The 26,766-nt window shown below is 32.9% G+C and carries 23 protein-coding genes; 14 read left to right on the top strand and 9 right to left on the bottom strand.

Annotated elements, in window-relative coordinates:
- Positions 1-846: 846 nt before the first annotated feature.
- The 4 genes from E0F89_RS15280 to tnpA all read right to left on the bottom strand — a co-directional run bounded on the left by E0F89_RS15280 (position 847) and on the right by tnpA (position 4,248).
- On the bottom strand, positions 847-2,070 hold the full coding sequence (locus tag E0F89_RS15280; RefSeq protein WP_086455350.1) for a hypothetical protein: 1,224 nt from the start codon (positions 2,068-2,070) through the stop codon (positions 847-849).
- Positions 2,067-2,507, bottom strand: coding sequence for a QcrA and Rieske domain-containing protein (locus E0F89_RS15275; protein ID WP_086455349.1), 441 nt, complete (start codon positions 2,505-2,507; stop codon positions 2,067-2,069). Before E0F89_RS15275 ends, E0F89_RS15280 begins: the two co-directional genes overlap by 4 nt.
- A gap of 2 nt (positions 2,508-2,509) precedes the next feature.
- Positions 2,510-3,709, bottom strand: a complete 1,200-nt coding sequence (locus E0F89_RS15270; RefSeq protein ID WP_131910603.1) for a di-heme oxidoredictase family protein — start codon at positions 3,707-3,709, stop codon at positions 2,510-2,512.
- Between the two features lie 101 nt (positions 3,710-3,810).
- Positions 3,811-4,248 (bottom strand): IS200/IS605 family transposase, encoded by a 438-nt coding sequence (gene tnpA / locus E0F89_RS15265; RefSeq protein WP_131910622.1) that lies wholly within the window; start codon positions 4,246-4,248, stop codon positions 3,811-3,813.
- 169 nt (positions 4,249-4,417) lie between these two features.
- Between tnpA and E0F89_RS15260 the strand changes: the two genes are divergently transcribed.
- From E0F89_RS15260 to E0F89_RS15215, 11 genes are all read left to right on the top strand, one after another.
- Positions 4,418-4,732: a DUF6660 family protein gene (locus E0F89_RS15260; RefSeq protein WP_225872936.1), complete on the top strand. Its 315-nt coding sequence runs from the start codon at positions 4,418-4,420 to the stop codon at positions 4,730-4,732.
- Between the two features lie 96 nt (positions 4,733-4,828).
- Positions 4,829-9,148, top strand: a complete 4,320-nt coding sequence (locus tag E0F89_RS15255; protein WP_086454895.1) for a CusA/CzcA family heavy metal efflux RND transporter — start codon at positions 4,829-4,831, stop codon at positions 9,146-9,148.
- An 11-nt stretch (positions 9,149-9,159) separates the two neighbouring features.
- Positions 9,160-10,410, top strand: coding sequence for an efflux RND transporter periplasmic adaptor subunit (locus E0F89_RS15250; protein WP_024981662.1), 1,251 nt, complete (start codon positions 9,160-9,162; stop codon positions 10,408-10,410).
- A 61-nt stretch (positions 10,411-10,471) separates the two neighbouring features.
- Positions 10,472-10,645 carry a hypothetical protein gene (locus E0F89_RS17185; RefSeq protein WP_165930050.1) on the top strand — a complete coding sequence of 58 codons (174 nt, stop codon included), beginning with the start codon at positions 10,472-10,474 and terminating at the stop codon, positions 10,643-10,645.
- Positions 10,626-11,300 (top strand): DUF1345 domain-containing protein, encoded by a 675-nt coding sequence (locus E0F89_RS15245; protein WP_086454894.1) that lies wholly within the window; start codon positions 10,626-10,628, stop codon positions 11,298-11,300. Before E0F89_RS17185 ends, E0F89_RS15245 begins: the two co-directional genes overlap by 20 nt.
- Positions 11,301-11,494: 194 nt before the next feature.
- Positions 11,495-11,752 carry a heavy metal-binding domain-containing protein gene (locus E0F89_RS15240; protein WP_024981664.1) on the top strand — a complete coding sequence of 86 codons (258 nt, stop codon included), beginning with the start codon at positions 11,495-11,497 and terminating at the stop codon, positions 11,750-11,752.
- Between the two features lie 290 nt (positions 11,753-12,042).
- Positions 12,043-12,675: a phosphatase PAP2 family protein gene (locus E0F89_RS15235; protein WP_086455356.1), complete on the top strand. Its 633-nt coding sequence runs from the start codon at positions 12,043-12,045 to the stop codon at positions 12,673-12,675.
- A 279-nt stretch (positions 12,676-12,954) separates the two neighbouring features.
- On the top strand, positions 12,955-14,916 hold the full coding sequence (locus E0F89_RS15230) for an LTA synthase family protein (protein ID WP_131910602.1): 1,962 nt from the start codon (positions 12,955-12,957) through the stop codon (positions 14,914-14,916).
- Between the two features lie 61 nt (positions 14,917-14,977).
- On the top strand, positions 14,978-15,847 hold the full coding sequence (locus E0F89_RS15225) for a bestrophin family protein (RefSeq protein WP_131910601.1): 870 nt from the start codon (positions 14,978-14,980) through the stop codon (positions 15,845-15,847).
- A gap of 10 nt (positions 15,848-15,857) precedes the next feature.
- Positions 15,858-16,325 carry an MgtC/SapB family protein gene (locus tag E0F89_RS15220; RefSeq protein ID WP_086452997.1) on the top strand — a complete coding sequence of 156 codons (468 nt, stop codon included), beginning with the start codon at positions 15,858-15,860 and terminating at the stop codon, positions 16,323-16,325.
- Positions 16,326-16,361: 36 nt separating this feature from the next.
- Positions 16,362-18,458: a heavy metal translocating P-type ATPase gene (locus E0F89_RS15215; RefSeq protein WP_131910600.1), complete on the top strand. Its 2,097-nt coding sequence runs from the start codon at positions 16,362-16,364 to the stop codon at positions 18,456-18,458.
- A gap of 237 nt (positions 18,459-18,695) precedes the next feature.
- Here the strand turns inward: E0F89_RS15215 and E0F89_RS15210 are convergent, their stop codons facing one another.
- The 5 genes from E0F89_RS15210 to E0F89_RS15190 form a co-directional block, all read right to left on the bottom strand.
- Positions 18,696-20,666, bottom strand: a complete 1,971-nt coding sequence (locus E0F89_RS15210) for a protein-disulfide reductase DsbD family protein (RefSeq protein ID WP_131910599.1) — start codon at positions 20,664-20,666, stop codon at positions 18,696-18,698.
- A gap of 155 nt (positions 20,667-20,821) precedes the next feature.
- Complete coding sequence (locus E0F89_RS15205) at positions 20,822-21,628, bottom strand: hypothetical protein (protein ID WP_113634451.1); 807 nt, start codon at positions 21,626-21,628, stop codon at positions 20,822-20,824.
- A 2-nt stretch (positions 21,629-21,630) separates the two neighbouring features.
- Positions 21,631-22,158, bottom strand: coding sequence for a heavy-metal-associated domain-containing protein (locus E0F89_RS15200; protein ID WP_225876014.1), 528 nt, complete (start codon positions 22,156-22,158; stop codon positions 21,631-21,633).
- A gap of 1 nt (position 22,159) precedes the next feature.
- Positions 22,160-22,648, bottom strand: a complete 489-nt coding sequence (locus E0F89_RS15195) for a TlpA family protein disulfide reductase (protein ID WP_113634453.1) — start codon at positions 22,646-22,648, stop codon at positions 22,160-22,162.
- Positions 22,649-22,676: 28 nt separating this feature from the next.
- Positions 22,677-23,039: a heavy-metal-associated domain-containing protein gene (locus E0F89_RS15190; protein WP_086452991.1), complete on the bottom strand. Its 363-nt coding sequence runs from the start codon at positions 23,037-23,039 to the stop codon at positions 22,677-22,679.
- 1,227 nt (positions 23,040-24,266) lie between these two features.
- Here E0F89_RS15190 and E0F89_RS15180 point away from each other — a divergent pair.
- From E0F89_RS15180 to E0F89_RS15170, 3 genes are all read left to right on the top strand, one after another.
- The gene (locus tag E0F89_RS15180; protein ID WP_086452989.1) at positions 24,267-24,635 is read left to right on the top strand and encodes a hypothetical protein; all 369 of its coding nucleotides are present in this window, start codon (positions 24,267-24,269) and stop codon (positions 24,633-24,635) included.
- A 153-nt stretch (positions 24,636-24,788) separates the two neighbouring features.
- A complete protein-coding gene (locus tag E0F89_RS15175) occupies positions 24,789-25,634 on the top strand; it encodes a DUF3347 domain-containing protein (RefSeq protein ID WP_131910598.1) in 846 nt (281 codons plus the stop codon).
- A gap of 20 nt (positions 25,635-25,654) precedes the next feature.
- Complete coding sequence (locus E0F89_RS15170; protein ID WP_131910597.1) at positions 25,655-26,707, top strand: YncE family protein; 1,053 nt, start codon at positions 25,655-25,657, stop codon at positions 26,705-26,707.
- Positions 26,708-26,766: the final 59 nt, after the last annotated feature.

The following is a 26,766-nucleotide window of genomic DNA, read 5'->3' as shown; positions in this document are numbered from 1 at the left end:
GTAAGCTTTAAAATATTAATTTGCAAAACTTCCTAAAGAAAGTAAAAGTACTACAAATTACAAAAAGTTATTAGATTTCAGCCTATAAATGAAAAGTAAATTTTTATGAATATGGGCAAGAATGGTAAAACCGCAAAATATCCTTTAACTCATTTCAGTCTAACGGTTAAAAAAAAAATTGAATAAATCGATTTTATTTCTCATCGTGAATAGAATTCTCTCTCTCCTCTACCTCCTTTACTGTGCGTTTAAAATTAAACTTTTTTGGAATAATTAGATTAATGATGGTATAAAAAAAGCTCATAAGTAGAAATAATATTCCTGTTTATATTTCTGTATGTCAACACAGAAAAAGGACAATTATTAAAATTACCCAACTTAATAGAACATTTCACAGAACAGACCACGAAGTGAAAAAACTGAAACTGTCTGCGCTAGTTCCTAATAAACAGGTAATAAAAACTATACAAGAGGGGACATTAACTTTCCACTTGTTTTACAAATATGGTAGATAGTGTTTTGGATATGCCATGAGTTATCCCACACAACTTATGAATACTATAAAGGTGCAGCGTTCGGCGCGTACAATGCAGTCACTGGGTATTCCCAAAATATCCAAAATTAACAAAAGATGATGAAGCCAAACTAACCTCTATTTGATGGTTAGCACAGGACAGATAAGCACGCAATCGACTTTTAATCTTTGTTTGGAATTTTTCAATAAAGTTTCGGACGCACTAATCCTTAAATTAAGCAACCAGAGGCTGTCCGAAAATTACTTTTCGGACAGCCTCTGGTTTATATTATTTATAATTGTCGATAGATAGAATTAGTCTATAAAAATCCCTAAAAATAAGTTGAAACTCCAACACTAAATCCATCGGTAGTAGCCGGTGGGTTTCCTAAAATATCGGTTTGTTTCTGAAAGCGATAATTTAGTCTAAAAACAGTCTGTGAGGTAGGACGGAAACTTAACGCAGGCATGATGCTCCAAATATCTTCTGCAATATTCCCACTAGTTTCGTTAAAGGTTCCAACGTTCCAATCAACATATTCCAGTCGACAAGCTAAGTTTAACACAACATTTTCCCAACCTAAAACATTTTTTGTAAGTAAAGGTTGAACGATATCGATAAATCCTCCAAATTGCTTATTGCCAAATTGTTGGCCATACGTTTCCGGAACATCTACTTTAACCCATGCCAATTCTGAAGTTATAAACGTTTTAATTTTAGGAAGCGTTGTGTTAAAGTCTAATGCATAAATATCGACACGTCGTTTTTTGTCTAAAATTATTCCTTCATCTTGAAATTTATTGTAAACGCCCCCCATATAGGAGAGTCCTAATTCACCAATTTTACTGTTTCGAATAGCGATTTTACTAGTAAATAAAGGTAATCCGCTATTTATTTCTTCAAAACGTTCTGGATTGTTTTTGGCAGCTGGCAGAAAAGTTTTGTTCTCTGTGTTTTCAATTATCGAGTTATCAAAACTTCCTGAGAAATAAGCTTCATAGCCAATCATCCAATTCTTCGAGTATTTTTTTCCAAAAAGCCCAGCCCCAGCATTACTAAAAGTACTCGGTAACATTTGTGTTGCTGAAATGGGTCTGTCGGTAAATTCCCATTTTGGACCATCATGATTCTGATTGAAAGCCCCAATAGGATTCATGATTATTCCTCCTCTAAAATTAACCAAGGGATTAAATTCAACATCCACAGAGGCGAATTCTATAGCGATTTCCTTTCCACCTTCTTCAAATTCGATCTCGCTTAAAAATTTCACACGTTTGCTGATTGCCGATGACATAAAAATGGTTAATCGTCTGGCTTGAAATTGATGTCCTTCGGAAACGCCATCGGTGGAAAGGCGTTGCCAATTAGCTTCCAGATAACCTCCAACGGCTATGGGTGTTTTTCCAATATTTAAAAAAGGACGATTATAAACAGCATCCATATTTAAAGCTTGTTTTGTACTGTCTTTAGACGTCCTTTTTAGTAAAACAGGGTCGATTTGTGAATAGAAATTTATAGAAAATAAAAATGTTATGCATAGGAGTTTTAGTCTCATTTTAATGATATTTTAAGGGTGCCGTTATCTATTATGATCGGAAAATTTCGTAAATTTCTATCAGCCGGGCCGTTTTCTAAACTTCCTTTGTTGCTAAATTCACTTCCATGTGCCGGACATTGTAATTTATCTCCAAAAACCTGCAGTTCTGCTCCTTGATGAGTGCATTGCATAAATAGTGCGCTATAATTATTCGCGTCAAAACGATAAACACAAATAGGATGGGTCAGTTTTTCGTTTTGTATGATTACGTATTTTTTATATTCTATGATTCCCTTATTTTTGATTTCAAAATCAGTCAATGGAACTAGAATATCTGAACCTTTTATCTCTTTTTCCAAAATTTTAGATGTGCTGCAGCTTTGTAATAAAGTAAGAGTTGAAATTCCTGCTAAACAACCAAAACCACATGTTTTTAAAAAATCTTTTCTGTTCATAATTACAATGATTTTATAAATTTTAGTAATGCCTCTCTGTCTGATTGTGAAAGATTTTGATAGCCTGTTTTACTGTTGTTTGCTTCGCCACCATGCATTAAAATGGCACTTTCAATACTATTTGCTCTACCATCGTGCATTAAGAAATAGTTCCCTCCTTGTGCGTCTTCAGAAAGCCCTATTCCCCATAGTGGTGGTGTTCTCCATTCGTAAGTTTTTGCGCTTCCTTCAGTATAACCATCGTCTAAACCGCTTCCCATATCGTGTAATAACAAATCGGTGTAAGGAGCGAATGTTTTATTTGAAAGGGCCTTAATAGGTGAATAACCTGTTTTCAATTCAGATTTATGACAGCTTGCGCAATTAATTTGGTTAAAAATGGTTGCTCCTTGTTTAACAACTGCATCACCTTGATTGCGTTGAATTGGTGCTTTTAATGTTTGCAAGTAAAAAACAACGTCGTTTACGGTACTTGTCGCAATTTCAGGATCAATTTCCAGATTAGTATAAACGTCAATAGGATTGAATATAGAGGTAATTCCGATGTCTTGGTTGTAAGCATTTACGGTTTGGTGCAATAAATCAAAAGCCGCGGCTTTTTTGCCAAAACGGCCTATATATTTTCCGTTTTGTGAAACAGCATTTGATGTTGGGATTACAAAGTCAGGAATGTCTATCCAGTTTGGAACACCCGATATTCCATCGCCATTAACGTCATTAGGATCTGCCATTGCCAGGATAGTTGCATCTGTAACAGATTCTAAAAATCCTAAACCTGTATTTGCTGGTGGCGTAAATTTAGCAAAAGTAGCTCCAGATGGGATTTGTTCGGGTAAAAATCCGGGTAGCGATCTATTTTGTAATTGTGGGCCACCTTGGTTTAGGAACAAGTTTCCTGTTTCATCAATTTGTCCAAAACGGGTAAGTGTGGTAGAGGGGTGTCCTTTACCGTCGCCAGCATGACAACTGATACAGCTTGACGCAACAAAGGTAGGACCAAGTCCTGTTTCACGGGTAAAAACCTCATTGAATGCCGCATCACCTTTTAAGAAACGTGCTAACTCTTCATGGGAGAGCCCTTCAACGGTTCCATCTAAAACTTCATCATCAGCAGGAATTTCAGTATAATTTTCATCACAAGATGTGAATAACAGGATCAAGAGTATTGGTATAACCCAAAAAAAAAAGTGTATTGTTTTCATTTGCATAAATTAAATTTTAGGCAAAGCTAACTAAACCACTATGGACTGAAAGTCCATAGATTTGGTTTGGCAGACTGAAAGTCTGCAAGGTTGCGAAACCTTTAATCTTCTATTATGAAGTTGTCATTACCATTTTCATTTGGATTTCTATGATGTTCCAAATATTCATTTACCATTTCATCTGTTATATTACCTGTACTCCAACATCCGAAACCAATTGCCCAGAAATGACGCCCCCAATATCTTTTCTTTAATTCTGGGAATTCCATTTGCAACTTCCTTGAAGAACGGCCTTTCATTAGCTTTACCAAACTACTTACATCTTGAGAAGGACGATATTCTATATGCATGTGAACATGATCTTTAGACACAACTCCTTTCAAAATTTGAAGCCCTTCTGCTTCACAAATTTGTATCAAAATTGTTCGGCAACGAACTTTTATATCTCCTTGCAAAACTGCATAACGATACTTGGTAGCCCAAACTACATGAACTGTTAAGCGCGAAACTGTATGCCCATTTGACCTTTGAAAATCCATACTCCAAAAGTACATTTTTAGAAGCTAAAAGCGAAATGCACTAAAGTGCATAGTTTTAACTATTTTTGAGACCAATAAATATTTCGTATTAAATAAAAATATAATAATAAAAATTAATTAATCCCTAAATCATATAAATTTTATTGTTACTTTTGTATTAGTGAAATGGATGAACCTCATACTATCAATTTATCTAACAGCACTTTCATTTTTGCCTTGTGCTGATTTGGAAGTAAATAGTTTGGTACATACATCAAAGGAACTTTCCTCCTATAAAGAAAACCATTCCCACAATAAAGAAAAAGATTTGTGTTCTCCTTTCTGCGCTTGCAATTGTTGTGGAGTGCAAATATTAAGTCATTTTCCAATTAAATTCGATTTTCCTTTAATTTCTGCGGTTATAAAAACCAAAGAGCCATTCTATAAATCTATTTTTGCTTCCAATTTCTTCGGAAGTATTTGGCAACCGCCTCAAATAGCATAATGATGCCCGAGTAATTTCGGGTTAGAAAATTGTGACCTTTTCACAAATAATGGCAAATATTCTATTTGCTGATTTCTAATTCATTATAATATTTCAATGTTAGACAAAATCATACAATTTAGTATAAAGAACAAGTTCATTATACTCTTATTTACCCTTGTGCTTATAGCCTGGGGAAGTTATTCTATTAAAAATTTACCGCTGGATGCCTTGCCAGATGTAACTAATAATCAAGTACAAATAATTACTACTGCCCCTACTTTAGCAAGTCAGGAAGTAGAACAATTAATTACCTATCCACTCGAACAAGCTGTAAAAACGATTCCAAAAGTAATTGAATTACGAAGCATTTCTCGTTTTGGATTATCTGTGGTAACTGTTGTTTTCAAAGACGATGTAGATATATATTGGGCAAGAGAGCAAATTTTTCAACGCTTAAAGCAAGCTGAAGAAAACATACCTAAATATGCAGGTTCTCCAGAATTAGGACCTATTTCTACAGGTCTAGGAGAAATATATCAATACGATGTATATGCCAAAAAAGGCTATGAAGATAAATACGATGCCGTAAAATTACGAACCATTCAGGATTGGATTATCACTCCACAATTACAGGGTATTGAAGGTGTTGCCGAAGTCAGTACCTGGGGAGGAAAATTAAAACAATACGAAGTGGCTATTAATCCAAATAAACTAAATAGTTTAGGAATAACCATTACCGATATTTTTGAGGCTTTAGAAAAAAATAATCAAAACACAGGCGGTGCTTACATTGAAAAAGACCAATACTCTTATTTCATTCGTGGTGTTGGTATGGCTACAGGCATCAAAGATTTAGAAAATATAGTGGTTGCCAATAAAAACGGTGCACCTATTTTAATTCGAAATGTAGCCGAAGTTAGAGAAGGTGTAGCACTACGTTATGGGGCATCTACTAAAGACGGAAAAGGAGAAATTGTATGTGGAATGGCTCTTATGCTAAAAGGAGAAAATTCAAGTGCAGTTGTCAATAGAGTAAAAGAAAAAATGGATCAGATCAACAAAACTCTTCCAGAGGGAGTGGTTGCTGAAGCTTTTATCGATAGAGGAAAATTAGTAGATAGTGCCATAGGAACTGTTACTAAAAACCTATTGGAAGGTGCATTAATAGTAATATTTGTATTGATCTTATTTCTTGGAAATCTTCGTGCAGGACTAATTGTAGCATCTGTAATTCCATTATCAATGCTTTTCGCTGTGATTTTGATGAATACCTTTGGAGTAAGCGGAAATCTAATGAGTTTAGGAGCAATCGATTTTGGAATTATTGTCGATGGTGCGGTTATAATTGTCGAAGCAACAATGCATCATTTGCAAAAACTCAAAAGAAAAAAAGATTTATCCCAATCTGAAATGGATGAAGAGGTATATCAATCGGCTTCCAAAATTAGAAACAGTGCCGCTTTTGGGGAAATAATTATCTTAATCGTGTATTTGCCAATCCTGGCATTAGTTGGCACAGAAGGTAAAATGTTCCGACCAATGGCAATGACAGTAGGATTTGCAGTAATAGGTGCATTTGTTATGTCTTTAACTTATGTACCAATGATGAGTGCGATGTTCTTATCCAAAAATACAGAACACAAAACCAATTTTAGTGATAGAATGATGGCTTGGTTCGAGGGAATATATACCCCGTTTTTAGAAAAAGCATTGCGTTTCAAAAAAGCAGTTTTGGCAATTTCATTAGGTCTATTTGTATTGGCGCTAGTAATTTTTCAAAATATGGGTGGCGAATTCATTCCAACAATTGAAGAAGGAGATTTAGCCTTAAATGCTACAATTATGACCGGAAGTTCGCTTTCGCAAATGGTAAAAACAACCACAGAATATGAAAAAATTCTAAAAGCTAAATTTCCCGAAATTAAAACCATAGTAACCAAAATTGGAAGTGGTGAAATTCCAACGGATCCAATGCCTATAGAAAGTGGGGATATGATTATTGTACTTAAAGACAAAAGTGAATGGACAGGTGATTACGACAATTGGGAAGATTTAGCCAATGCAATGAAAGAAGAAATGGAAGCCATTCCAGGTGCTAATATTGAAGTTTCACAACCAATTCAAATGCGATTCAACGAGTTAATGACCGGAAGCCGAAGTGATATAGCCATTAAAATTTTTGGTGATGATTTAGAAATTTTAGATACTAAAGCCAAAGAATTGATTGCTAAAGTCAATAATATTGAAGGCATTGGAGACTTAAAAGCAGATAAAGTAACAGGCTTACCGCAAATTACTGTAAAATACGATTACAATAAAATTGCATTATATGGTTTGAATATTACCGATATCAACCAAATCATCCGCTCTTCATTTGCAGGAGAAAGCGCAGGTAAAATCTATGAAGAAAGCAAACGATTTGATGTAGTGGTGAGAATGGATGCAGCTAGCCGAACAGATATTACAGATGTGAGTAATCTATTTATTCCTTTACCAAACGGACAACAAGTACCACTATCACAAGTAGCAACGGTTTCTTATGAGCAAGGCCCTGTTCAGGTTTCTCGTGAGAATGGTAAACGTAGAATTACTGTTGGATTAAACGTTCGTGGTCGAGATATAAAAAGCGTTGTCGAAGAAATTCAGGCTAAACTTGATAAAGATTTCAAACTTCCCCCAGGTTATTATGTTACTTATGGAGGACAATTCGAAAACTTGATTGAAGCTACTAAAAGACTTTCGGTTGCTTTACCTATTGCATTAGCATTAATAATGGTGCTGCTATATTTTACTTTCAATAGTATGAAACAATCTTTGCTAATATTTACCGCCATCCCATTATCAGCCATTGGAGGTGTTTTCGCACTATGGATGAGGGGAATGCCTTTCAGTATTTCGGCAGGAATTGGATTTATAGCCCTTTTCGGAATCGCAGTGTTAAACGGAATTGTATTGATTTCTTATTTCAATCAATTGAAATCTGAAGGAATAACCGATCCATTACAAAGAGTTTTAATGGGTACAAAAACACGGTTACGACCTGTTTTAATGACAGCTGCTGTTGCGTCTTTAGGATTTATGCCAATGGCATTATCCACCAGCGGTGGAGCTGAAGTACAAAAACCATTGGCAACGGTTGTTATTGGAGGATTATTATCGGCTACATTATTGACGTTGATTGTTTTACCAATACTTTATTTATTGTTTGAAAAAGGAATTAAAGCAAGAAGAAAAATAAAAACACCAATCGTTACCCTAATAGTTTTATTGATAAGTAGTTTTTCTTTTGCTCAAAATAGCCAGCCTATTTCATTACAAAAAGCTATCGAAATTGCAAAAACCAATAATATTGATTTAAAGATTGCTGATAAGGAAATTGAGAAACAAACGGTTCTGAAAAAGACAGCATTTCAAGCAGATCCTTTGCAAGTGCAATATCAGGGTGGGCAATTCAATAGTAAATATTATGATAGCAATGTTTCGATACAGCAGTATTTTCCAATTGGAAGAATTACAAAAGCCAATCGTCAATTGCAGGAAGAATTGGTGAAACTAGCTGAAAAACGAAAAGCATTATCCGAATATGAAATCGAAAAAGCAGTAACAATCGCCTACTATCAATATTTATATGGTGTTTCTGTACAAAAACTAAATGCAGATTTATTGGAAATTTATTCTAAATTCCTAAAGAATGCAGAACTACGTTTTGAAACAGGCGAAAGCGGAAAAATTGAAGTAATCAGTGCCAAAGCAAAGTCAAAAGAAATAGAAACACAGCAAGCGCAACTCGAATTTGATTTGGCAATTTACCAAAAACAATTACAATTTTTTATTCAAACGGAAGAGAATATTGTACCCGATAGTACAACGCCAATGCAATATTCATTTCAACCGAATGAAAACCAATCCAAAGTAGAAACGTTGGTAACCGATTATTATACACAGCAAATTTCGGTGTATCAAAAAGAAGCCAATACTTTTAAAGCATTGCGAACACCAAAATTAGGATTAGGTTATTTTGGACAAACCATTGATACCAAATCTTATTTTCAAGGGTTTACGGCAGGTTTACAAATTCCTTTATTTGGTGGGGTAAATTCAGCTAAAGCTAAAGCATCTGCTATCAGTATTTCGCAATCCCAATTAGAATTAGACAAAAATAAATTGACTTTGAAATTACAAATGCAGGAATTGAAAAATGATTTCGAAAAGCAACAAAAAGCATTAGATTATTATCAAAAGGAAGGTTTGCTATATGCAGAACAAATAATTGCAACGGCTCAAAAAAGTTATGCCAATGGTGATATGAGTTATTGGTATTACATCAGTTTTTTGAATCAGGCTATCGACATCAAAAAGCAAAATGCCGAAGCTACCAATGCTTATAATCAAAGTGCTATTCAATTGCAATTTCCATCTATTTCTAACAAATAAAATTTCTCAAAATGAAAAATATAAATTCAAAATTCAAAATTTTCTTAATACTTAATACTTTATTCTTACTACTTCTCACCTCTTGTGGAGAAAAGAAAACAGAAGAAGCAGGTCACGAAGAAGAAAAATCAGAAAACGAAGTAGCATTAACAGCCTTACAATTCAAAACAGTTGGTATTCAAACAGGTTCTGTAGAAAACAGGAATCTTAATTTAGTGATTAAAGCCAATGGATATACGACAGTTCCACCACAAAATATGGCTAACATTTCAACCTTAATTGGAGGAACGGTTAAGGATATTTTTGTTTTAGAAGGCACGTATGTAAACAAAGGAAAAGTACTGGCAACTATTCAAAATTTAGAAGTAGTTGGAATGCAGGAAGATTATAATTCGGCTGTTGCCAATATTGAATACCTGCAATTAGAATACAATCGCCAGAAGACATTAACTGATGAAAATGTAAACCCTAGAAAAGTACTTCAGGAAGTAAAATCAAAACTAGCTGTTGAAAGAGCCAGAGCAAAAGCTGCAAAAAACAAATTGCAAGCCCTGAATATGAGTACAAGCGGATCAAGTTTGGTACCGATAGTTTCACCAATATCCGGTTATGTTGGAAAAATCAGCATTGCCAAAGGAGCATTTGCCGAAACAGGAATAACCCTTTTTGAAGTCGTGGATAATAGCCAGATGCACTTGGACTTAAACGTTTATGAAAAAGATTTGGAATCAATTTCTGTGGGGCAAACGATAGACTTTATTTTGACTAATCAAGGAAACAAATCCATTAAAGGAAAAATATTTGGTATCAATAAATCCTTTTCAAATGAAAGCAAAACCGTTGCTGTTCACGCCAAAATTAATCCAGCTGATTCCAAAGATTTAATTTCTGGAATGTATGTTTCTGCCAATATCAATATTAAAAATGCAACCGTCCCTGCCCTACCCAAAGATGCTGTTGTAAAAAATGGAGATAAATACTTTGTCTATATCCAAGAAGAACACGAAGAAAAAGCCACAGGTAAAAAAGCAGAAGCTCACGAACACAAAGAAGGCGAAGCACATTCTGAAGAAGCTGTTGGCGAGGAAGAAGGACACAACGAAGTACATTTCAAAGCAATAGAAGTTGTACCAGGAACAACAGATTTAGGGTATACCGAAGTGAAATTTGTTGAAGCAATTCCTGCCGATGCAAAAATTGTAATTAAAGGAGCTTTTTATTTACTGTCTGCTATGAAAGGTGGCGGTGAGCATACACATTAATAAGTAGTTTAAGAAGCATTAGTAAATTTTATTCACAACAATAGCTCGAATCGAACGAAGTGTGATAAAAAATATCCTAAAACGTTATGGGCAATTAGAAAATTTAAGACTATCTAAAACTGCTAGTATTATTTGTATTGGCGGTTGTGATAGTAAATTAATTGATGAAGACTATGCCCCCAAAATAATATTAGAAAAATCATTAATTGCTGAATATGAAAACAACAAAATATAGTTTTCTGCGAAATACTAGCGGAATAAAAAAGATAATAATTTGTCTTACCTTATCATTATTGTTGTATTTCATTTTACTGTTTTTTAAAATTGATATTAAAAACAGGATAATTTTATCCTGGGATATCTTTTGTCTTTCTCTAATTATATTTAGCTGGGCATTGTTTTTTACTACCACAAATAAAGATCTATGTGAGGTGGTAGATCGTCAGGATGATGGACTTAAAGTGATTTTTACGATAGTGCTCATTGCTGTTTGTGTTAGTTTGTTTGGTACTTTACTTCTTTTAAAAGGTACAGAAGAATCGTCCTTTAACAGAATATTTGATGCAATCGTTTCATTATCGCCCATTTTAGTGTCGTGGACATTGCTTCATACAATTTTTACAATTCGGTATGCACACTTATATCACGACCATAATCAATTAAAAACGGGTAGTAATGTTGGAGGTATCAAATTTCCTTGTAAGGAGGAGCCTGATTATATTGATTTCGCCTATTTCTCATTCGTAATTGGTATGACATTTCAAGTTTCAGATGTCCAAGTAAGCTCAAAGGTTATCAGAAGATTTGTTTTGTTGCACAGTCTAATTTCATTTGCGTTCAATACAATTATTGTGGCACTGACTATTAATAGTATTGCCAGTTTTAAATAACTATTTAATATAAAAAATTTAGAAAATGAACAAAAGACTCAATTGTTGGAAGTGTGTATTAATGCTTTCAGGTTTGCTTGGAATGGCTACCATTTTTTCATAATAACATTAACGAAGGATCAAATTAGGGTTTTAAATAATTCCTATTTGCACTCTCTTTTATATAATTTAAGAAACATTTTAAATCTAATTTGATGAAAAAATTAATCATACTAGGAATTATAAATATTGCAATAATGACGATTGTTTTTTCCTGTAAAGAAGAGAAAAAAGTACAAAAGGTTCATATTCACAAAAAGGCAGAAGCCCATAAGATAGTCTACGAATGCCCTATGAAATGTGAAAAAGGGAAATTTTATGACATTTCTGGAAAATGTCCTGTTTGCAAAATGTCATTAATAAAAATTGAACACGAAGAAAATAAAAACCATTTAGAACATAATCATAAATAACTAAAAAAGAAACACCAACACAAATATGATGCAAACAGTAAACAGCTTTGGTGCAGACAGGAAGAAAAAATAAATCACCAAACAAACAATCAGGTTGTTCTATTCACAATGATTCAGAAAATCATTCTGATGATGTTCATAAACGCTAAAGCGAAAGAAATGTCTGCCGAAGATAAATAAAACGGCTGTTCGCACGATCTAGAGCACAAGCATTAAAAAGTAGAACATAAATGAGTATTGTTTTCTGTATCCATTTGCATTATAAAAATTTTGATTAAAAAGACAGAAGAATGAAAAACAAAATAAATTTGTTACAAATAACCAATTTAGCGGTGTTGTTTTTTTGCATAAACTTTGCAAATGCCCAGAATTTAGACATTGATGTTTTAAGAAACATAAATCATAATAGGAACAAATCACTGGATCCAGCATCAAAAGGAATTACAAATAGTCTAGCTCCTGTAAGTATTGGAACTCCAATTATTATGTACTCTGTCGGATTGATAATGAAAGATAGTACAGTCAAAAAGAAAGCTATTTTTATTGGAGAAGCCTTTTTGGCTTCAGGATTTATAACATTTGCTTTAAAAAAAACAGTAAATAGAGAACGACCATTTGTAACTTATCCAGATATTGAGCAAGTTACAACAGCAACCGGACCTTCTTTCCCATCAGGGCACGCTTCTTTAGCTTTTGCAACTGCCACTTCCTTGAGTATGGCGTATCCAAAATGGTACATTATTGCTCCTTCGTTTGCGTGGGCAAGTGCAGTAAGCTATTCTCGTATGGTATTGGGTGTTCATTATCCAAGTGACGTGTTAGCTGGCGCAATCATAGGAAGCGGATCAGCTTATCTTTCCTATAAATTGAATAAATGGGTTAATAAAAAACAGAGGAAAAAAATCCCACAACTTTGGGAATAAATAGTTCTTTTTATTTAAAATCAAATACTTATGTTTTATATATAGTAAAAATAAAAAGGTTACAAACATTCTAAAACGAAAGAAATACCCAACATCTGCAATGAAGTCTTTAAAAAACTTAAACCTATCCCAAACTGCCAGTATCATTGATGATTTTGAAAACTATTTCAAGGCAGTAGAACCGATTAGGCAATGCTTTTAGGAAGTACATTTCTTTTAATAAAAGATGAAGGAGAAATGGTCTCTGGATTCTCATAACTAAAAATACAATTTAAAAAAATGAAAAATATATTTAACAAACGATTTTCATTACTATATTCATTTATATCAACTTATGTTCTGATTTCTTTCGGGATAAGAATTTCCCTTTATGCTTTATCATTTGATGATATTGATTTTTCTCTTATTTCAATTATCAAAATTTTCAGTTTAGGATTTTTCTTTGACCTATCAGTAGCTTTGTTTTTTTCTACAATTTATTATTCATATCTACTTGCTTTACCTTCAAAACTTGTCGGTGGCATACTTGATAAGGTAATTACTTATTTTTTAATGGGTATTTTACTATTCATTAGTATTTTTTCTTTTGTTGCGGAATTTCCATTTTGGGAGGAATTCAATACAAGGTTTAACTTTATTGCTGTTGATTATTTAATATATACTTACGAAGTTTTTGAAAATATAAATCAATCCTATCCAATCCCATTAATAATTTTGGTTCTATTTACTTTAATCTTCATTATATATGTCATTTATAAGAAGAAAAATGTTTTTAGGGAAACATTCACAGAAAAACCAAAATTTAAAGAAAGGCTTTTTAATGTTTTACCTTTATTACTAGTAACATTACTTTTCGCTTTTTTTGCAAAAAATAAACTTGCAGAATGGAGCATCAATAATTATGAAAATGAATTAAGCAAAAATGGTGTTTTCTCTTTTTTTTCAGCATTGCATTCAAACGAGTTAGATTATACAACATTTTATAAAACATTGCCTAACAAAGAAGCATATAAAATAGTAAAAAAGGAATTGCTTCAAAACAATCAAGAATTTACAAATCAAGAAAAAGATGCGATTACAAGAAACGTAAGTGGCTCAAAAGAACAAGCCCCTAACATAGTTTTAATTGCTATTGAAAGTTTTAGTGCCGATTTTTTAAAACAATTTGGAAACCAACAAAATCTAACACCTAATTATGAAGCATTAGCAAAAAACAGCATATTCTTTACTAATATGTATGCTACAGGTACAAGAACTGTTCGAGGTATGGAAGCACTCACTCTCTGCGTTCCACCAACACCAGGAAACAGTATTGTAAGAAGACCAAATAATGAAAGTATATTTTCAATAGCTACGATATTAAAAAAGAAAAATTATGATTTAAGTTTTATATATGGAGGCGATGGCTATTTTGATAATATGAACACTTTTTTTGGCGGTCAAGGGTTTAATATAATAGATAGAAACAGAGGAAATCCGCTATCTGATAATATTAAAACAAAACGATTTGCAATAGAAGACAACGAAGTAACATTTGAAAATGCTTGGGGAATTTGTGATGAAGATAGTTATACTCAATCTATAAAATATGCCAATATAAATTCAAAAAAAAACAAACCTTTTTTTCAATTTATAATGACAACATCTAACCATAAACCCTATTCATTTCCTAATGGAAGAATAAATATGGTACAAGGAAGTAGAGAAAGTGCAGTAAAATATACTGATTTTGCTTTAGGACAATATATCAAAAAAGTGAAAACAAAACCTTGGTTTTCAAATACAATTTTTGTAATTGTTGCTGACCATTGTGCCAATAGTGCTGGTAAATGGGAAATAAATATTGAAAATCATCATATTCCAGCAATGATTTACAATTTGAATAATCAAAAACAAAAAATCAATAAACTTGTATCGCAAATTGACCTAATGCCAACAGTATTTGGATATTTGAATTGGAATTATCAAACAGAACTTTATGGCAAAGATATTAATATAATGAAACCTAATGAAGAAAGAGCTTTAATTGGAAATTATAGAACATTAGGATTATTAAAGAATAAATATTTTACAGAAATAAATGACCGAAAAAAAGTAAATAATTATATATGGGATGCAGAAAAGAAAATAATGAAAAAAATAGAAAATAAAAATTTAATTGATTTAGAAAAATTAACTGTTTCTTATTACCAAACTGCGAGTGAACGATTCAAAAATGGTAAGATGAAACAAAGTAATTAATTATAAATGATTATGTTTTTGTTCTAGATGGATTTTGTCTAAATAATTAAAAAATTAATTTATGCTATTAAATAAAAGAATATCAATATTCACATTTTTGAAACAAATAAAATTTGACATAACTGCCATTCTAATCTATGCTATAGTAGTAGGAATTGCTGACCAGTACGGTTTTCTGTCAAAAATAGAAATACCAATTGCTATGAGTGCCATAATCGGAACTGCATTATCATTATTACTGGCTTTTAGAACAGCCCAAGCTTATGAAAGATGGTGGGAAGCAAGAATAATTTGGGGTGCAATAGTAAACGATTCAAGAACTTTAATACGTCAAGTAAAGCAATTTTTACCAGAAAAAGACACTAAAATTGTGCAGGATTTTGCGTACCGTCAAATAATTTGGTGTTATGTTTTAGGAGAATCGTTGCGAAAATTATCGTATTCAAAAAAAGTATACGACTATGTTAAAGAACATAAATTATCAAAAAACAACATCCCAAATGCAATAATTAATCAACATAGTGAAGCACTATCTAAACTAGAAATTAGCGATTTCAAGCAAATACAGATTGACAGTACTTTAAGTCGCTTGTGCGACTCTATGGGAAAATGCGAACGTATTAAAAACACCGTTTTTCCAAAATCATACAGCTTATTGGTACATTTTTTTATTTATGTTTTTGCCACGCTTTTACCATTTGGGTTAGATGATAAATATGTTTTAGTAGAAATATTTTTAACAGCTTTGATACCTATAATATTTATAGCCATAGAACGAACGGCAATTATATTACAAGATCCGTTCGAAAATGTAACAACCGACATTCCAATGACAAGTCTTGCAATAACAATAGAAATAAATATTAAAGAATTGATAGGCGATACAGATTTACCAATTGTAGAAAAGCCAAAATCGTTTTATATAATGTAATATATAAATTATGGATATAAATGCAGAATTAATTATTGTTTCCAAACTGATTGTCTCCTTTTTATTAGGAGGATTTATTGGTTTAGATAGAGAAAAACACTGTCAAGATGCAGGAATAAGAACGTATGCAGCCGTATGTATTGGCGCAACTTTGTTTACAGCTATTACAGCCCATTTGGTAAATAACCCAGCGGATACTTCAAGAGTAATTGCAAATATTGTAACAGGCGTTGGTTTTCTAGGTGCTGGAATTATTTATCGCAATTCTACTGCAGGAACATCACACGGATTAACAACAGCAGCAACCGTATGGTGTACATCAGCAGTTGGTGTTGCGGTAGGATTAGATATGTTTATTATAGCTATAATAGGTGCTTGCGCATTGTATTTTCTACTTTCATTACACCATCAAAAATGGTATATAAAATGGAAGCAAAATATGATAATAAAACACGGTAAGGAAAACGAAAATGATTAAATAAAATATTCTTAATTAATTTAAAATGATTAAAAAATGAAAAATACAGATCCAAAACACAAGCACACTTATGATGCTCAAGGTAAAATGACTTGCTGTTCACAAGAAGAAAAAATAAATAAAATGGCAGATAAGCAGGTAAAAAAGAAAACTAAAAAAGAAAGCTGTTGTAGCAACGAACACGATGATACAAAGGCTAAAAAAATAGTAAAGGACCAGCACAATCACGATGAGCATTCGGATGATGACGGACACGACCATTCAGGCGGTAATCAAACGACGTTTCAAATGTTCTTGCCAGCAGTTATAAGTTTTGTGCTATTACTCATTGCTATTGGTTTTGATAATTATTTTCCACAAACTTGGTTCACTGGCTGGGTCCGTATTTCTTGGTATGTAGTAGCTTATGCTCCTGTTGGTTTTCCGGTAATAAAAGAAGCTTTTGAAAGCATACGTAAAGGCGAAATCTTTTCAGAATTCCTATTAATGAGTATTGCTACAATCGGAGCATTCGCTATTGGTGAATATCCCGAAGGTGTTGCCGTAATGCTATTTTATGCCGTTGGCGAAGTATTTCAAACACTGGCAGTTCAAAGAGCAAAAAACAACATCAAATTATTGTTGGATCAAAGACCAGATACCGCTACAGTTATCAAAGAGGGCAATACTATTGATAAAAAAGCAGCTGAAATTGTCATTGGAGAAATAATCCAATTACGCCCAGGAGAAAAATTAGCACTCGACGGAAAATTACTTTCAGATAATGCTTCCTTAAACACAGCAGCATTAACAGGAGAAAGCAAACCAGATACAAAACAAAAAGGAGAAACCGTTCTTGCAGGAATGATTAACCTGAATACAGTTGTTCAAGTCGAAGTGACAACGGCTTACACTGATAGTAAGTTGTCAAAAATCCTTGAGATGGTGCAAGATGCCACGGCTAAAAAAGCACCTACCGAACTATTTATTCGAAAATTTGCTAAAATATACACCCCAATAGTTGTGTTTTTGGCAATCTGTATTTGTTTAGTTCCAATGATATTCATAGAAAATTATATCTTCAACGATTGGTTATACCGAGCTTTAGTTTTCTTGGTTATTTCCTGTCCTTGTGCGCTGGTAATTTCTATTCCTTTGGGATATTTTGGAGGTATTGGTGCAGCAAGTAAAAATGGAATTTTAGTAAAAGGCTCGAATTTTCTAGATATAATGGCATCTATTCAAACAGTAGTTATGGACAAAACTGGAACGCTGACCAAAGGCGTTTTTAAAGTTCAAAAAGTGGTAGCCGTTGATATTCCGGAAGCTGATTTAATAAAATTCACAGCAGCATTAGAAACCAAATCCACACATCCGGTAGGAACTGCTATTATTGAATATGCCAAAGGTTCAGAAAAAGAGGTAACAGTTACCGATGTCGAAGAAATTGCAGGACACGGATTGAAAGGTAATGTAGAAGGAAAAGAAATATTGGCAGGAAATGTAAAATTAATGAAGAAATTCAATATCAGTTACGATGCTGAAATCGACAACACACCATTTACAATAATAGTTATTGCCATCAATCAAAAATATGCAGGATACTTTCTAATTGCTGACGAAATAAAAGAAGATGCAAAAACAGCTATCGAAAGTTTGCATAAAATAAACATCAAAACCGTAATGCTTTCGGGAGATAAACAAGCCGTTGCAGATGCTGTTGCAAAAGAATTAAATATCGATCAAGCCTATGGCGATTTGTTACCTGAAAACAAAGTAGAAAAAGTAGAAGAATTGAAAAAGCAAAACCTTAAAATTGCCTTTGTTGGTGATGGTGTAAATGATGCGCCGGTTGTAGCCCTTGCCGATGCCGGAATTGCAATGGGTGGTTTAGGAAGCGATGCCACTATTGAAACTGCAGATATTGTTATTCAAAATGACCAGCCTACAAAAATTTTTACAGCTATAAATATTGGTAAAAAAACAAAACAAATAGTGTATCAGAACATTGGATTAGCATTCGCTGTAAAAGCAGTTGTTTTGGTTCTTGGTGCAGGAGGTTTAGCTACAATGTGGGAAGCCGTTTTTGCAGATGTTGGTGTGGCTTTATTAGCTATTTTGAATGCAGTTAGAATACAGCGAATGAAGTTTTAAATCTGATATTAATAAGAAGCGTCCATTAATAGGGACGCTCTTTAAAATATTTATGATTTTTTTGGAGGTGCTTTTCCTCCTGCACAACAAGAACCATCTACACTACAAGATTTTTTCTCATTAGAGACTAGAACCATTACCCAATAAAATCAAAGTATTTTAAAAGTTATTATTTTTAACCCTAAAAATATTGCGTTATAAAAAAAGCTGTCCAAATCATTTTTAGACAGCTTTTTTCTATTTTTGAAACTGTTTAATGCCATATTTCAGCCATTGTTCATATTCAGTAATGTCTGGCATATATCCAACTGGTTGGTTTAAACTTTTCTCTTTTGTATCCAATATGATATAATACGGCTGAGCGTTTGCCTTATAACGAGTGATTTGGAAATCACTCCATTTGTTTCCTATTGATTTTATCTTTTTGCCAGTTTCTTTAGAGACATATTGTTCCTCGATAGGCAATTCTCTTTTGTCATCAACATATAGTGAAATAAGAACTACTTCATTATTTAAAATAGATAAAATGCGAGGATCCGACCAAACATAATCTTCCATTTTTCGGCAATTTACACAAGCAAATCCTGTAAAATCCAAGAGAATAGGTTTGTTTACACTTTTGGCATAAGCCAATCCTTTTTCATAATCGGTAAAAGCCATAATATCATGTGGTCCTTTATGTGCTCCGTCTGGTAATACTATTGCTGATGTAGATTCTCTGTTTGAGCCGCCTACACCGTATGGAGATTCACTATAGGTCATAGGTGGAGGAAAGCCACTTATTAATTTTAATGGAGCACCCCATAAACCCGGAATAAGATATATTGCAAATACCAATACCACTAGTCCAACAGATAATCTTCCTACTGAAATTGAAGACGAAGGAGAATCATGTGGCAAGGTTATTTTTCCGAATAAGTAGAATGCCAAAGTTCCAAATATAGCAATCCAAATGGATAAAAATATTTCTCTTTCAAACCAGTGCAATTGCAATACTAAATCGGCATTAGACAAGAATTTAAATGCTAAAGCTAATTCTATAAAACCTAAAAATACTTTTACTGTATTTAACCATCCGCCAGATTTTGGTAATGTATTTAACCAACCTGGGAACATGGCAAATAACATAAAGGGTAATGCTAAAGCAAAAGAAAAACCTAACATCCCCACAATTGGTGCTATACCACCTTTGGAAGCTGCTTCGACTAATAATGTTCCGATAATTGGTCCTGTACAAGAAAAGGAAACTATTGCAAGAGCCAGCGCCATGAAAACGATTCCTAAGATTCCACCTTTATCTGCTTGACGGTCCACTTTATTTGCCCAGGAATTAGGTAACATAATTTCGAAAGCGCCTAAAAACGATAATGCAAATACAACCAATAACACAAAGAAAATAACATTGAACCATACATTGGTTGATAATGCATTTAGTGCATCGGCACCAAAAATTAAGGTAATTACAGTTCCTAGAAATACATAAATCAAGACGATTGAAATACCATAGATAATGGCATTTTTAATTCCTTTGGCTTTGTTTTTGCTTTGTTTTGTAAAGAAACTTACTGTCATTGGGATCATTGGAAACACGCAAGGAGTAAGCAATGCCGCAAAACCAGATAAGAAAGCAATAAAGAAAATCATATATAAACTAGAATCAGATTCATTAGATTCTGGTTGTTTTTCTACCGCAGTATTTGCATCAGCTTTGGTAGTTTTTTCGTTTGCAATATCGGAAGCCTGGATTTCTTTTGCTTCAAGCGTTTTAAGATCAAACTCAAAATATTTTGTTTCGCTGATACAGTTTTCCATGCAAACTTGGTAAGAAAGCTCCACTTGTATAATTTCCTTTTCTGGATTAATCTGTTTGATTAATTGGGTAAAAGTAACTTTATCGGAAAAGAAGATTTCATCGACACCAAAGATTTCATTAAACTCTCGTTTGGTTTCACTTTCGGTTGCTTTTCCAATAAATTCATAATTGCTTTTGTTATCATGAAAAATGAATTCGGCAGGAAGAGGACCATCTTCAGGTGTAAATTGAGAATATACGTGCCAACCTGCTTCGATATTACCATTAAAAGTAAGTACATATTCTGAGGTGGATTTCTTCTCGATTCTAGGTTCCCATTTCACAGGATTTATAATCTGTGCCTGGACTTTGACAAAAACAAAGCCCAAGAGTAATAAATAAAAGATTTTCTTCATTTTATAAGTTTAATCAGAACGATTTGTTCTGGTGATAATTTGATTTTACACGTGTCATTTCCCGATAAGCCATAGGAAGTGTTTCGATGGTCTTTTGCCATCGAAACACTTATTTTATGAACTTTAGATTTAAATTAAAATCTTGGCGAAGTAATTTATTTGGTCACATTAAAAAAAGTATATTCCAGTTTTAAGAAAACACCATCAGATGTGGCACGTTGCATCGAGCTATACAATTCTTTTTTGTATGCAAGGTCAATTCTCGCCTGACTGTTAATGATAAACTGAATCGAAGGAACTACATCCAGATATGATTTTCCGTTTTCGGTTATCGTTTGTCCAGTAAATTCCAGCATCGCATTGATGTTGGTTTGTTTAAAACTTGTATAATTTTTTGGATACATTAATTTCCCTACTGAGAACGTATAATTTACTGCGCTGTTACCCAAAAAATCCGGAAAGCTATAATCACTGTTATTAAGTGCCCGCGCGTAACTTACAGAAGAACTTATGGCAACTTTATGGATTAACTGAGTAGCTACCAGACCAGCTTCGTAACCAGAGTTTCCTCCCATTAAGTCTATAGCTTCCTGATTAATAAAAGAGTTATTATAACTGTATCGTCCAAAGGCAGCCATCCTAAAATGACTTTGTAAATCATCTACAGAAAAGAAACGATATTTAGCATAAAAACCACCACCTTTAAGTCCCAATCCATTTTCTTGGTTACTAAGAAAAGCTGAGGTACGAACCATGATATTTTTATTTATTCCCCAAGTAACTTCGGGCGTTAAATTATACATAGACCCACTTTCCAGTTGATTTTTCATAAGAGATTGACCAACCCGAACCCCAATAGAACCCGCCGGAACATTACTAGCGGGTTCGGTTACTACAAATAATTCCTGTGCATCTATTTTGAATGAAACAAGTAATAAGAAAACAATTGATAGATATTTCATTTTTATAAGGCTTTTAAATAATAATCATTTTCATTTTCCGTGGCATAACCAGGATATTTTGAATATGATTTAATTAGTTTTTTATACTCTTTTTGGGTTACAAAACCTTTATCCAAAACTCTGAATTTTGCTTCTGTATCAGCTACTGCGTTTTTAGTATCTATAAAAGTATACGTAACATCATCGATTTTTACTGTTGCATTATCTTCAATTTTTGGAGTATCAAACTTTGCGGTCAAGACCATAGAACCTACAAAAAAACCAGCTTTCTCAACCGCATTTTTCAACACTTTAGGTTGTAATGTATTGTTTTTCTTAAAGTAAACAGTAAAGGTATTGGTGTTTAAATCGGTACCAATACTATCAACTTGAGTTAAGGATTTTAACTGTTTGTTTATAGCATTAGAACACATAGAGCAAGTTAATCCTGTTGCCATTATTTCGGCTTTAGTGATTTGAGAATATGATTTTACACCAGTTAATAATACTAAAAGTGTAGCGGCTACGAATTTTATATGTAATGTTTTCATTTTATTTTTTGTTTTTTTTGATTTGAGCAATTATTTGTGCTTCGGTTGGGTTTATGGCAATCAGTTTTCCTGATGCATCAAAAAGATAGGTTTCAGGCAGTGCTTCAACTCCAAAAGCCACAGCCGTTTTGGCATCAAAACCTTTCGGGTCGATTAATTGCTGGTGTTTCATTTTGTCTTTTTCAATGGCTTTTAACCATTTTGATTTATCGATATCAATTGAAATTCCAACAATTTCAAAATTCTGACCTTTGTATTGGTCATACATTTTTACCAATTTTTTGTTAGCCATTCGGCAAGGTGCGCACCATGATGCCCAAAAATCTACCAAAACTGTTTTTCCTTTAAAAGTATTTAGTTTAACTGTAGCGTTCTTATTGTTTTGAAGCTGAACATCTGGAAAAGAATCTCCTATTTTTATTTGTGCACTTGCTATAGAAACAGTTGCTATCAGGGAGAGTAATGTGATTATATTTTTTATTTTGAACATGAAATTTAATTTAAATGATTGATTATGATTACTCCGCTTTTTTAGGACTTGCTTCTCTATCATATTGGCAACATCCATGCAATTCATCGTAAACAGCATTTGGGGCACTAAATTTTTCATTGTCATATCCAGCATCTGCAACACGTTTTAGTATGGCATCAAGATTGGTTTTCTTAGTATCGTAGGTAACTGTAGCGGTTTTGGTGTTCGTGTCCCAATTTACTTTGGCAACTTTATCAATGTTTGCAGCCGTTTCAATAGTTTTTTTGCACATGCCACAATTACCATTGATTTTTACGGTTTCAGTTGTTTTGTTTTTTATTTGCGCGCTGGCGAAAGTGACTGATAGCAATAGAGTCATTGCCATCAATAATTTTTTTATTGAGTTCATTGTTTTTATAATTTTGAATGAATTAATCCTAGAGCATGACAGAAACCATAGTATTTAGAGCTATGAATAGCGTTGATTGGATTAATATTTAATGATTTTTTAAGCCATAAAACAGGCTTTGGATTAGACAGATTTGTAACTGTCAGGAAATGAATCTAGCTTATTTTAGGTGGAAGCCAGATAGAACGGAAATCTGAAGAAATAAAGATTTCTGAATAATAGTAATTTTGTTTCCTTTCTGAAAAACTAAAAAGAGAATTATTTTCTGTTTGGAAAGAAAGTATCGAGGAATAACCGCAGTAAGCAGTTGGGCAACCACAAGAATTACCTACACAGCTATTATCGCAATTGTGTTCTTTCTTATTAGAATCTTTTTTCTTGCAACAGTCTTTTACTGTAAATTCTTTTTTACAACATGGCATTTCTTTTTTTGTCCCATGCGCATAAGTAAGCGTTGGTCCCAAAAGAAAACCAAGCATAACGAGTAGCAATATGTAGAACTTTTTTGTCATACTGGGCACAAATCTACAATTTTATTAGCTGACTCGAATGTTAATTTTTTTGTAAATGTTCTATTATAATTGATTCTTCAATTATGTTTAGTGACACCCCGCTGAAATAAAAACAGTTTAATTAATTGATAATCAGTATTTTTGTTTTTAGGACTAAAAGATCGTTTTTAATTTACTGAACACTTGTAACATGTAGATTAGTAATTTTTACAAATTAAAAGAAATATAATTGTTGATTATGAAACCAGTTAATTGATAACGTATCCCAACTGAAGAACTGGAAATTCATCGCTTTTATTCCACAAACGGAAAGAATTGATAAAATTATCGATGGATTTGAATAGTCATATATCTTCCATGAAATTACATTAAAAGCTAGTGAATTCAAATTTCTAACTTTAGATTATGATGAGAAAACTCAAAATTTCGATATAATAGTTTTCCTGAAAAACTAAAATTTATATCAACTGGCTCAAATACCAGATAATAATGAGGAATTAATCCATTTATATGATTTAAATTTTTACATAGATGAGATTAACACTCATAACAAAGATTTAAGTAGTTTAGTCTTCATCTATTTGCTTCCCTAATAATACTTTTAATGAGAATATAAATCAAAACAAAATAGTAGTGATGAAATTTTTTTAACAAGTCTTTATTGAAAATTAAGATTATTTCTCTAACTTTGTCCAATATTAGATTTTCTATACAAATGAAAAAGTTTCACATTTTATTAATCGTTGTACTTGGCTTCTTCTTGATGCCAATGGTAACTTTTGCGTGTGGAAACAATTCAGAAAAACAATCTTGCAAAAAAGAAATCTCTTCTAAAACAGATAAAAAAGATTGTTGCGAAGGTGATAATCATTCGAAGAATAAAAATCATAAAGGTTGTGGAGGAAAATGCAGCCATTCTAAATGTGGTTGTGCTTCTTCTTGCAACACATCTGTTTCTATTAATGAATTGAACTTTAATAAAAATATTTTTAATTTCTTTTCAGAAAAACAAAATTTTTACAATTACGAAACCTCCATTTCTTCTGGTTTCAATTCTTTATGGCTTATACCAAAAATAGGCTAAATTTTAAATTTGATAGCCATAATTGTGTCAAATCAAAAGCAATTATTGCTTTAAATCATTTACTTTCTCAGTTAATTTCATTTTCAAAAGGCTGGCTTTGTTGTGCTGTCATTTTGTTCTTGTTTAACTAATTCAATTTAAAATTATTTTACAATGAAATCACTAAAAAAAATAGTGATGGCAATAACTCTATTGCTATCATTCACAGTGTCTAATGCGCAAATCAAAAACGCTAAAACTGAAACCGTAAAAATATTCGGGAATTGTGGAATGTGCGAAACCACCATAGAAAAAGCAGGAAGTCTCAAGAAAATTGCCAATGTTGATTGGAATAAAGACACCAAAATGGCTACGCTTACTTATGATGCTAAAAAAACCAATCAGGATGAAATCTTAAAACGTATTGCACTTGCGGGTTATGATAGCGAAAAATTCCTTGCTCCAGATGCTGCATATTCAAAACTTCCGGGATGTTGTCAATACGATCGTGAAGCAAAAGTTGCAGTAAAAACGGAAACAAAATCCGAAGAAACTAAAATGGAAATGAACGACCATTCTACAATGACTGAAAACCAAGGAACAGACCAACTAAAACCAGTTTTCGATAATTATTTTTCATTGAAAGATGCCTTGGTAAAAACAGATAGTAAAACGGCTTCTGCAAAGTCAAAAGATTTTTTAACCGCAATCACTGTCGTAAAAATGGAAACATTGAAAATGGATGTACAAATGACTTGGATGAAAGTTTATAAAGATTTAACTGCTGATGCAAAAAATATTTCTGAAACACAGGATATCAAAAAGCAAAGAGAACTTTTCAAATCATTATCTAAAAATACGTATGAGTTGATAAAAGTTTCAAAATTTACTGAACCGGTTTATTATCAATATTGCCCGATGCAAGATGCCAATTGGTTAAGTAAAGAAAATACAGTTAAAAATCCTTACTACGGATCACAAATGTTGAGTTGTGGTAAAACAGTAGAAACAATAAAATAATAAAATTAAAACTTTAAAAAATGAAGAATATATCTTTTACCGCATCAATAATTGGAGCAATACTTTTATCATCTTGTAATAAAGATGATAATATGGATATGACAAATGCAGCATTAAACGTTAATTATCCAGCAGCGTATGTTGTCAATGGTGAAGATGCAACAATTTCAGTAATCAAATTATCAACTAATGAAGTTACAGGTACTATTCCATTGATGGGAACCGGTACAGATATGATAATGTGGCCACACCATATTTCTTCACATTCAAATCATCTTGCAATTGGAGTTCCGGGAATGGATTTAAGCGCAGGACACGCAGTGACAGGAACTATGTCGGGTAAACTTGTTGTTATTGATGCAACAACTGGTTCAATTGTTAAAAAAATGGGTTTACCTGTAATGAACCACAATACTATTTATTCTCCAAATGGTGCAGAAATTTGGGTGCCTCAAATGGATATGAACGGAAAAGTATTGGTGTATGACGCTACAACTTATGCGTTGAAAAGTACAATTACTGTAGGTATGATGCCTGCAGAATTAACTTTCTCTTCGGACGGGACAAAAGCCTATGTTGCTAATGGCGATGATGATAACGTTTCAGTAATCAATGTAGCATCAAAATCAGTAGTTGCAACGGTTACAGTTGGTAACAATCCTGTTGGAGCTTGGACTGGTACAGATGGTAAAATGTATGTTGATAACGAAGACGGACAATCTATTTCTGTTATAAACGTAGCTACAAATGCCGTTGACCAAACTATTATTTTAGGATTTATGCCTGGAATTGCCTCACACAACGGAACAAAAAGCGAATTATGGGTTTCAGATCCAATGAATGGAAAAGTACATTATTGGACTTGGGATGCTGGTATGATGATGTGGATGCACGGTGGCGCTTTTAATACGGGTGCTGGTGCTCACGCAATTTCTTTCACTATAGACGGAAACACTGCCTATGTAACCAACCAAACAGCAAATACAGTTTCTGTTGTAAATGTTACCAATCATACCGTTACTAAAACAATCAATGTTGGTAAAAAACCAAATGGGGTTGTAATAAAAATGTAAACTATTAATTTCTAAAATATCAAATGTAAATTTGATAAACGATTAAAATGGCTTGCAAT

Source organism: Flavobacterium caseinilyticum (assembly GCF_004349085.1).
Classification (GTDB): Bacteria; Bacteroidota; Bacteroidia; order Flavobacteriales; family Flavobacteriaceae; genus Flavobacterium; species Flavobacterium caseinilyticum.
The sequence above is the reverse complement of the archived record's forward strand: the minus strand, read 5'-3'. Positions and strand labels throughout refer to the sequence as shown.

What these genes read in the sequence shown, in the direction of transcription:
- E0F89_RS15280 (WP_086455350.1), bottom strand. Translation starts at nt 2,070, where the DNA reads ATGAGACTAAAACTCCTATGCATAACATTTTTATTTTCTATAAATTTC.
- E0F89_RS15275 (WP_086455349.1), bottom strand. Translation starts at nt 2,507, where the DNA reads ATGAACAGAAAAGATTTTTTAAAAACATGTGGTTTTGGTTGTTTAGCA.
- E0F89_RS15270 (WP_131910603.1), bottom strand. Translation starts at nt 3,709, where the DNA reads ATGAAAACAATACACTTTTTTTTTTGGGTTATACCAATACTCTTGATC.
- tnpA (WP_131910622.1), bottom strand. Translation starts at nt 4,248, where the DNA reads ATGGATTTTCAAAGGTCAAATGGGCATACAGTTTCGCGCTTAACAGTT.
- E0F89_RS15260 (WP_225872936.1), top strand. Translation starts at nt 4,418, where the DNA reads ATGAACCTCATACTATCAATTTATCTAACAGCACTTTCATTTTTGCCT.
- E0F89_RS15255 (WP_086454895.1), top strand. Translation starts at nt 4,829, where the DNA reads ATGTTAGACAAAATCATACAATTTAGTATAAAGAACAAGTTCATTATA.
- E0F89_RS15250 (WP_024981662.1), top strand. Translation starts at nt 9,160, where the DNA reads ATGAAAAATATAAATTCAAAATTCAAAATTTTCTTAATACTTAATACT.
- E0F89_RS15245 (WP_086454894.1), top strand. Translation starts at nt 10,626, where the DNA reads ATGAAAACAACAAAATATAGTTTTCTGCGAAATACTAGCGGAATAAAA.
- E0F89_RS15240 (WP_024981664.1), top strand. Translation starts at nt 11,495, where the DNA reads ATGAAAAAATTAATCATACTAGGAATTATAAATATTGCAATAATGACG.
- E0F89_RS15235 (WP_086455356.1), top strand. Translation starts at nt 12,043, where the DNA reads ATGAAAAACAAAATAAATTTGTTACAAATAACCAATTTAGCGGTGTTG.
- E0F89_RS15230 (WP_131910602.1), top strand. Translation starts at nt 12,955, where the DNA reads ATGAAAAATATATTTAACAAACGATTTTCATTACTATATTCATTTATA.
- E0F89_RS15225 (WP_131910601.1), top strand. Translation starts at nt 14,978, where the DNA reads ATGCTATTAAATAAAAGAATATCAATATTCACATTTTTGAAACAAATA.
- E0F89_RS15220 (WP_086452997.1), top strand. Translation starts at nt 15,858, where the DNA reads ATGGATATAAATGCAGAATTAATTATTGTTTCCAAACTGATTGTCTCC.
- E0F89_RS15215 (WP_131910600.1), top strand. Translation starts at nt 16,362, where the DNA reads ATGAAAAATACAGATCCAAAACACAAGCACACTTATGATGCTCAAGGT.
- E0F89_RS15210 (WP_131910599.1), bottom strand. Translation starts at nt 20,666, where the DNA reads ATGAAGAAAATCTTTTATTTATTACTCTTGGGCTTTGTTTTTGTCAAA.
- E0F89_RS15205 (WP_113634451.1), bottom strand. Translation starts at nt 21,628, where the DNA reads ATGAAATATCTATCAATTGTTTTCTTATTACTTGTTTCATTCAAAATA.
- E0F89_RS15200 (WP_225876014.1), bottom strand. Translation starts at nt 22,158, where the DNA reads ATGAAAACATTACATATAAAATTCGTAGCCGCTACACTTTTAGTATTA.
- E0F89_RS15195 (WP_113634453.1), bottom strand. Translation starts at nt 22,648, where the DNA reads ATGTTCAAAATAAAAAATATAATCACATTACTCTCCCTGATAGCAACT.
- E0F89_RS15190 (WP_086452991.1), bottom strand. Translation starts at nt 23,039, where the DNA reads ATGAACTCAATAAAAAAATTATTGATGGCAATGACTCTATTGCTATCA.
- E0F89_RS15180 (WP_086452989.1), top strand. Translation starts at nt 24,267, where the DNA reads ATGAAAAAGTTTCACATTTTATTAATCGTTGTACTTGGCTTCTTCTTG.
- E0F89_RS15175 (WP_131910598.1), top strand. Translation starts at nt 24,789, where the DNA reads ATGAAATCACTAAAAAAAATAGTGATGGCAATAACTCTATTGCTATCA.
- E0F89_RS15170 (WP_131910597.1), top strand. Translation starts at nt 25,655, where the DNA reads ATGAAGAATATATCTTTTACCGCATCAATAATTGGAGCAATACTTTTA.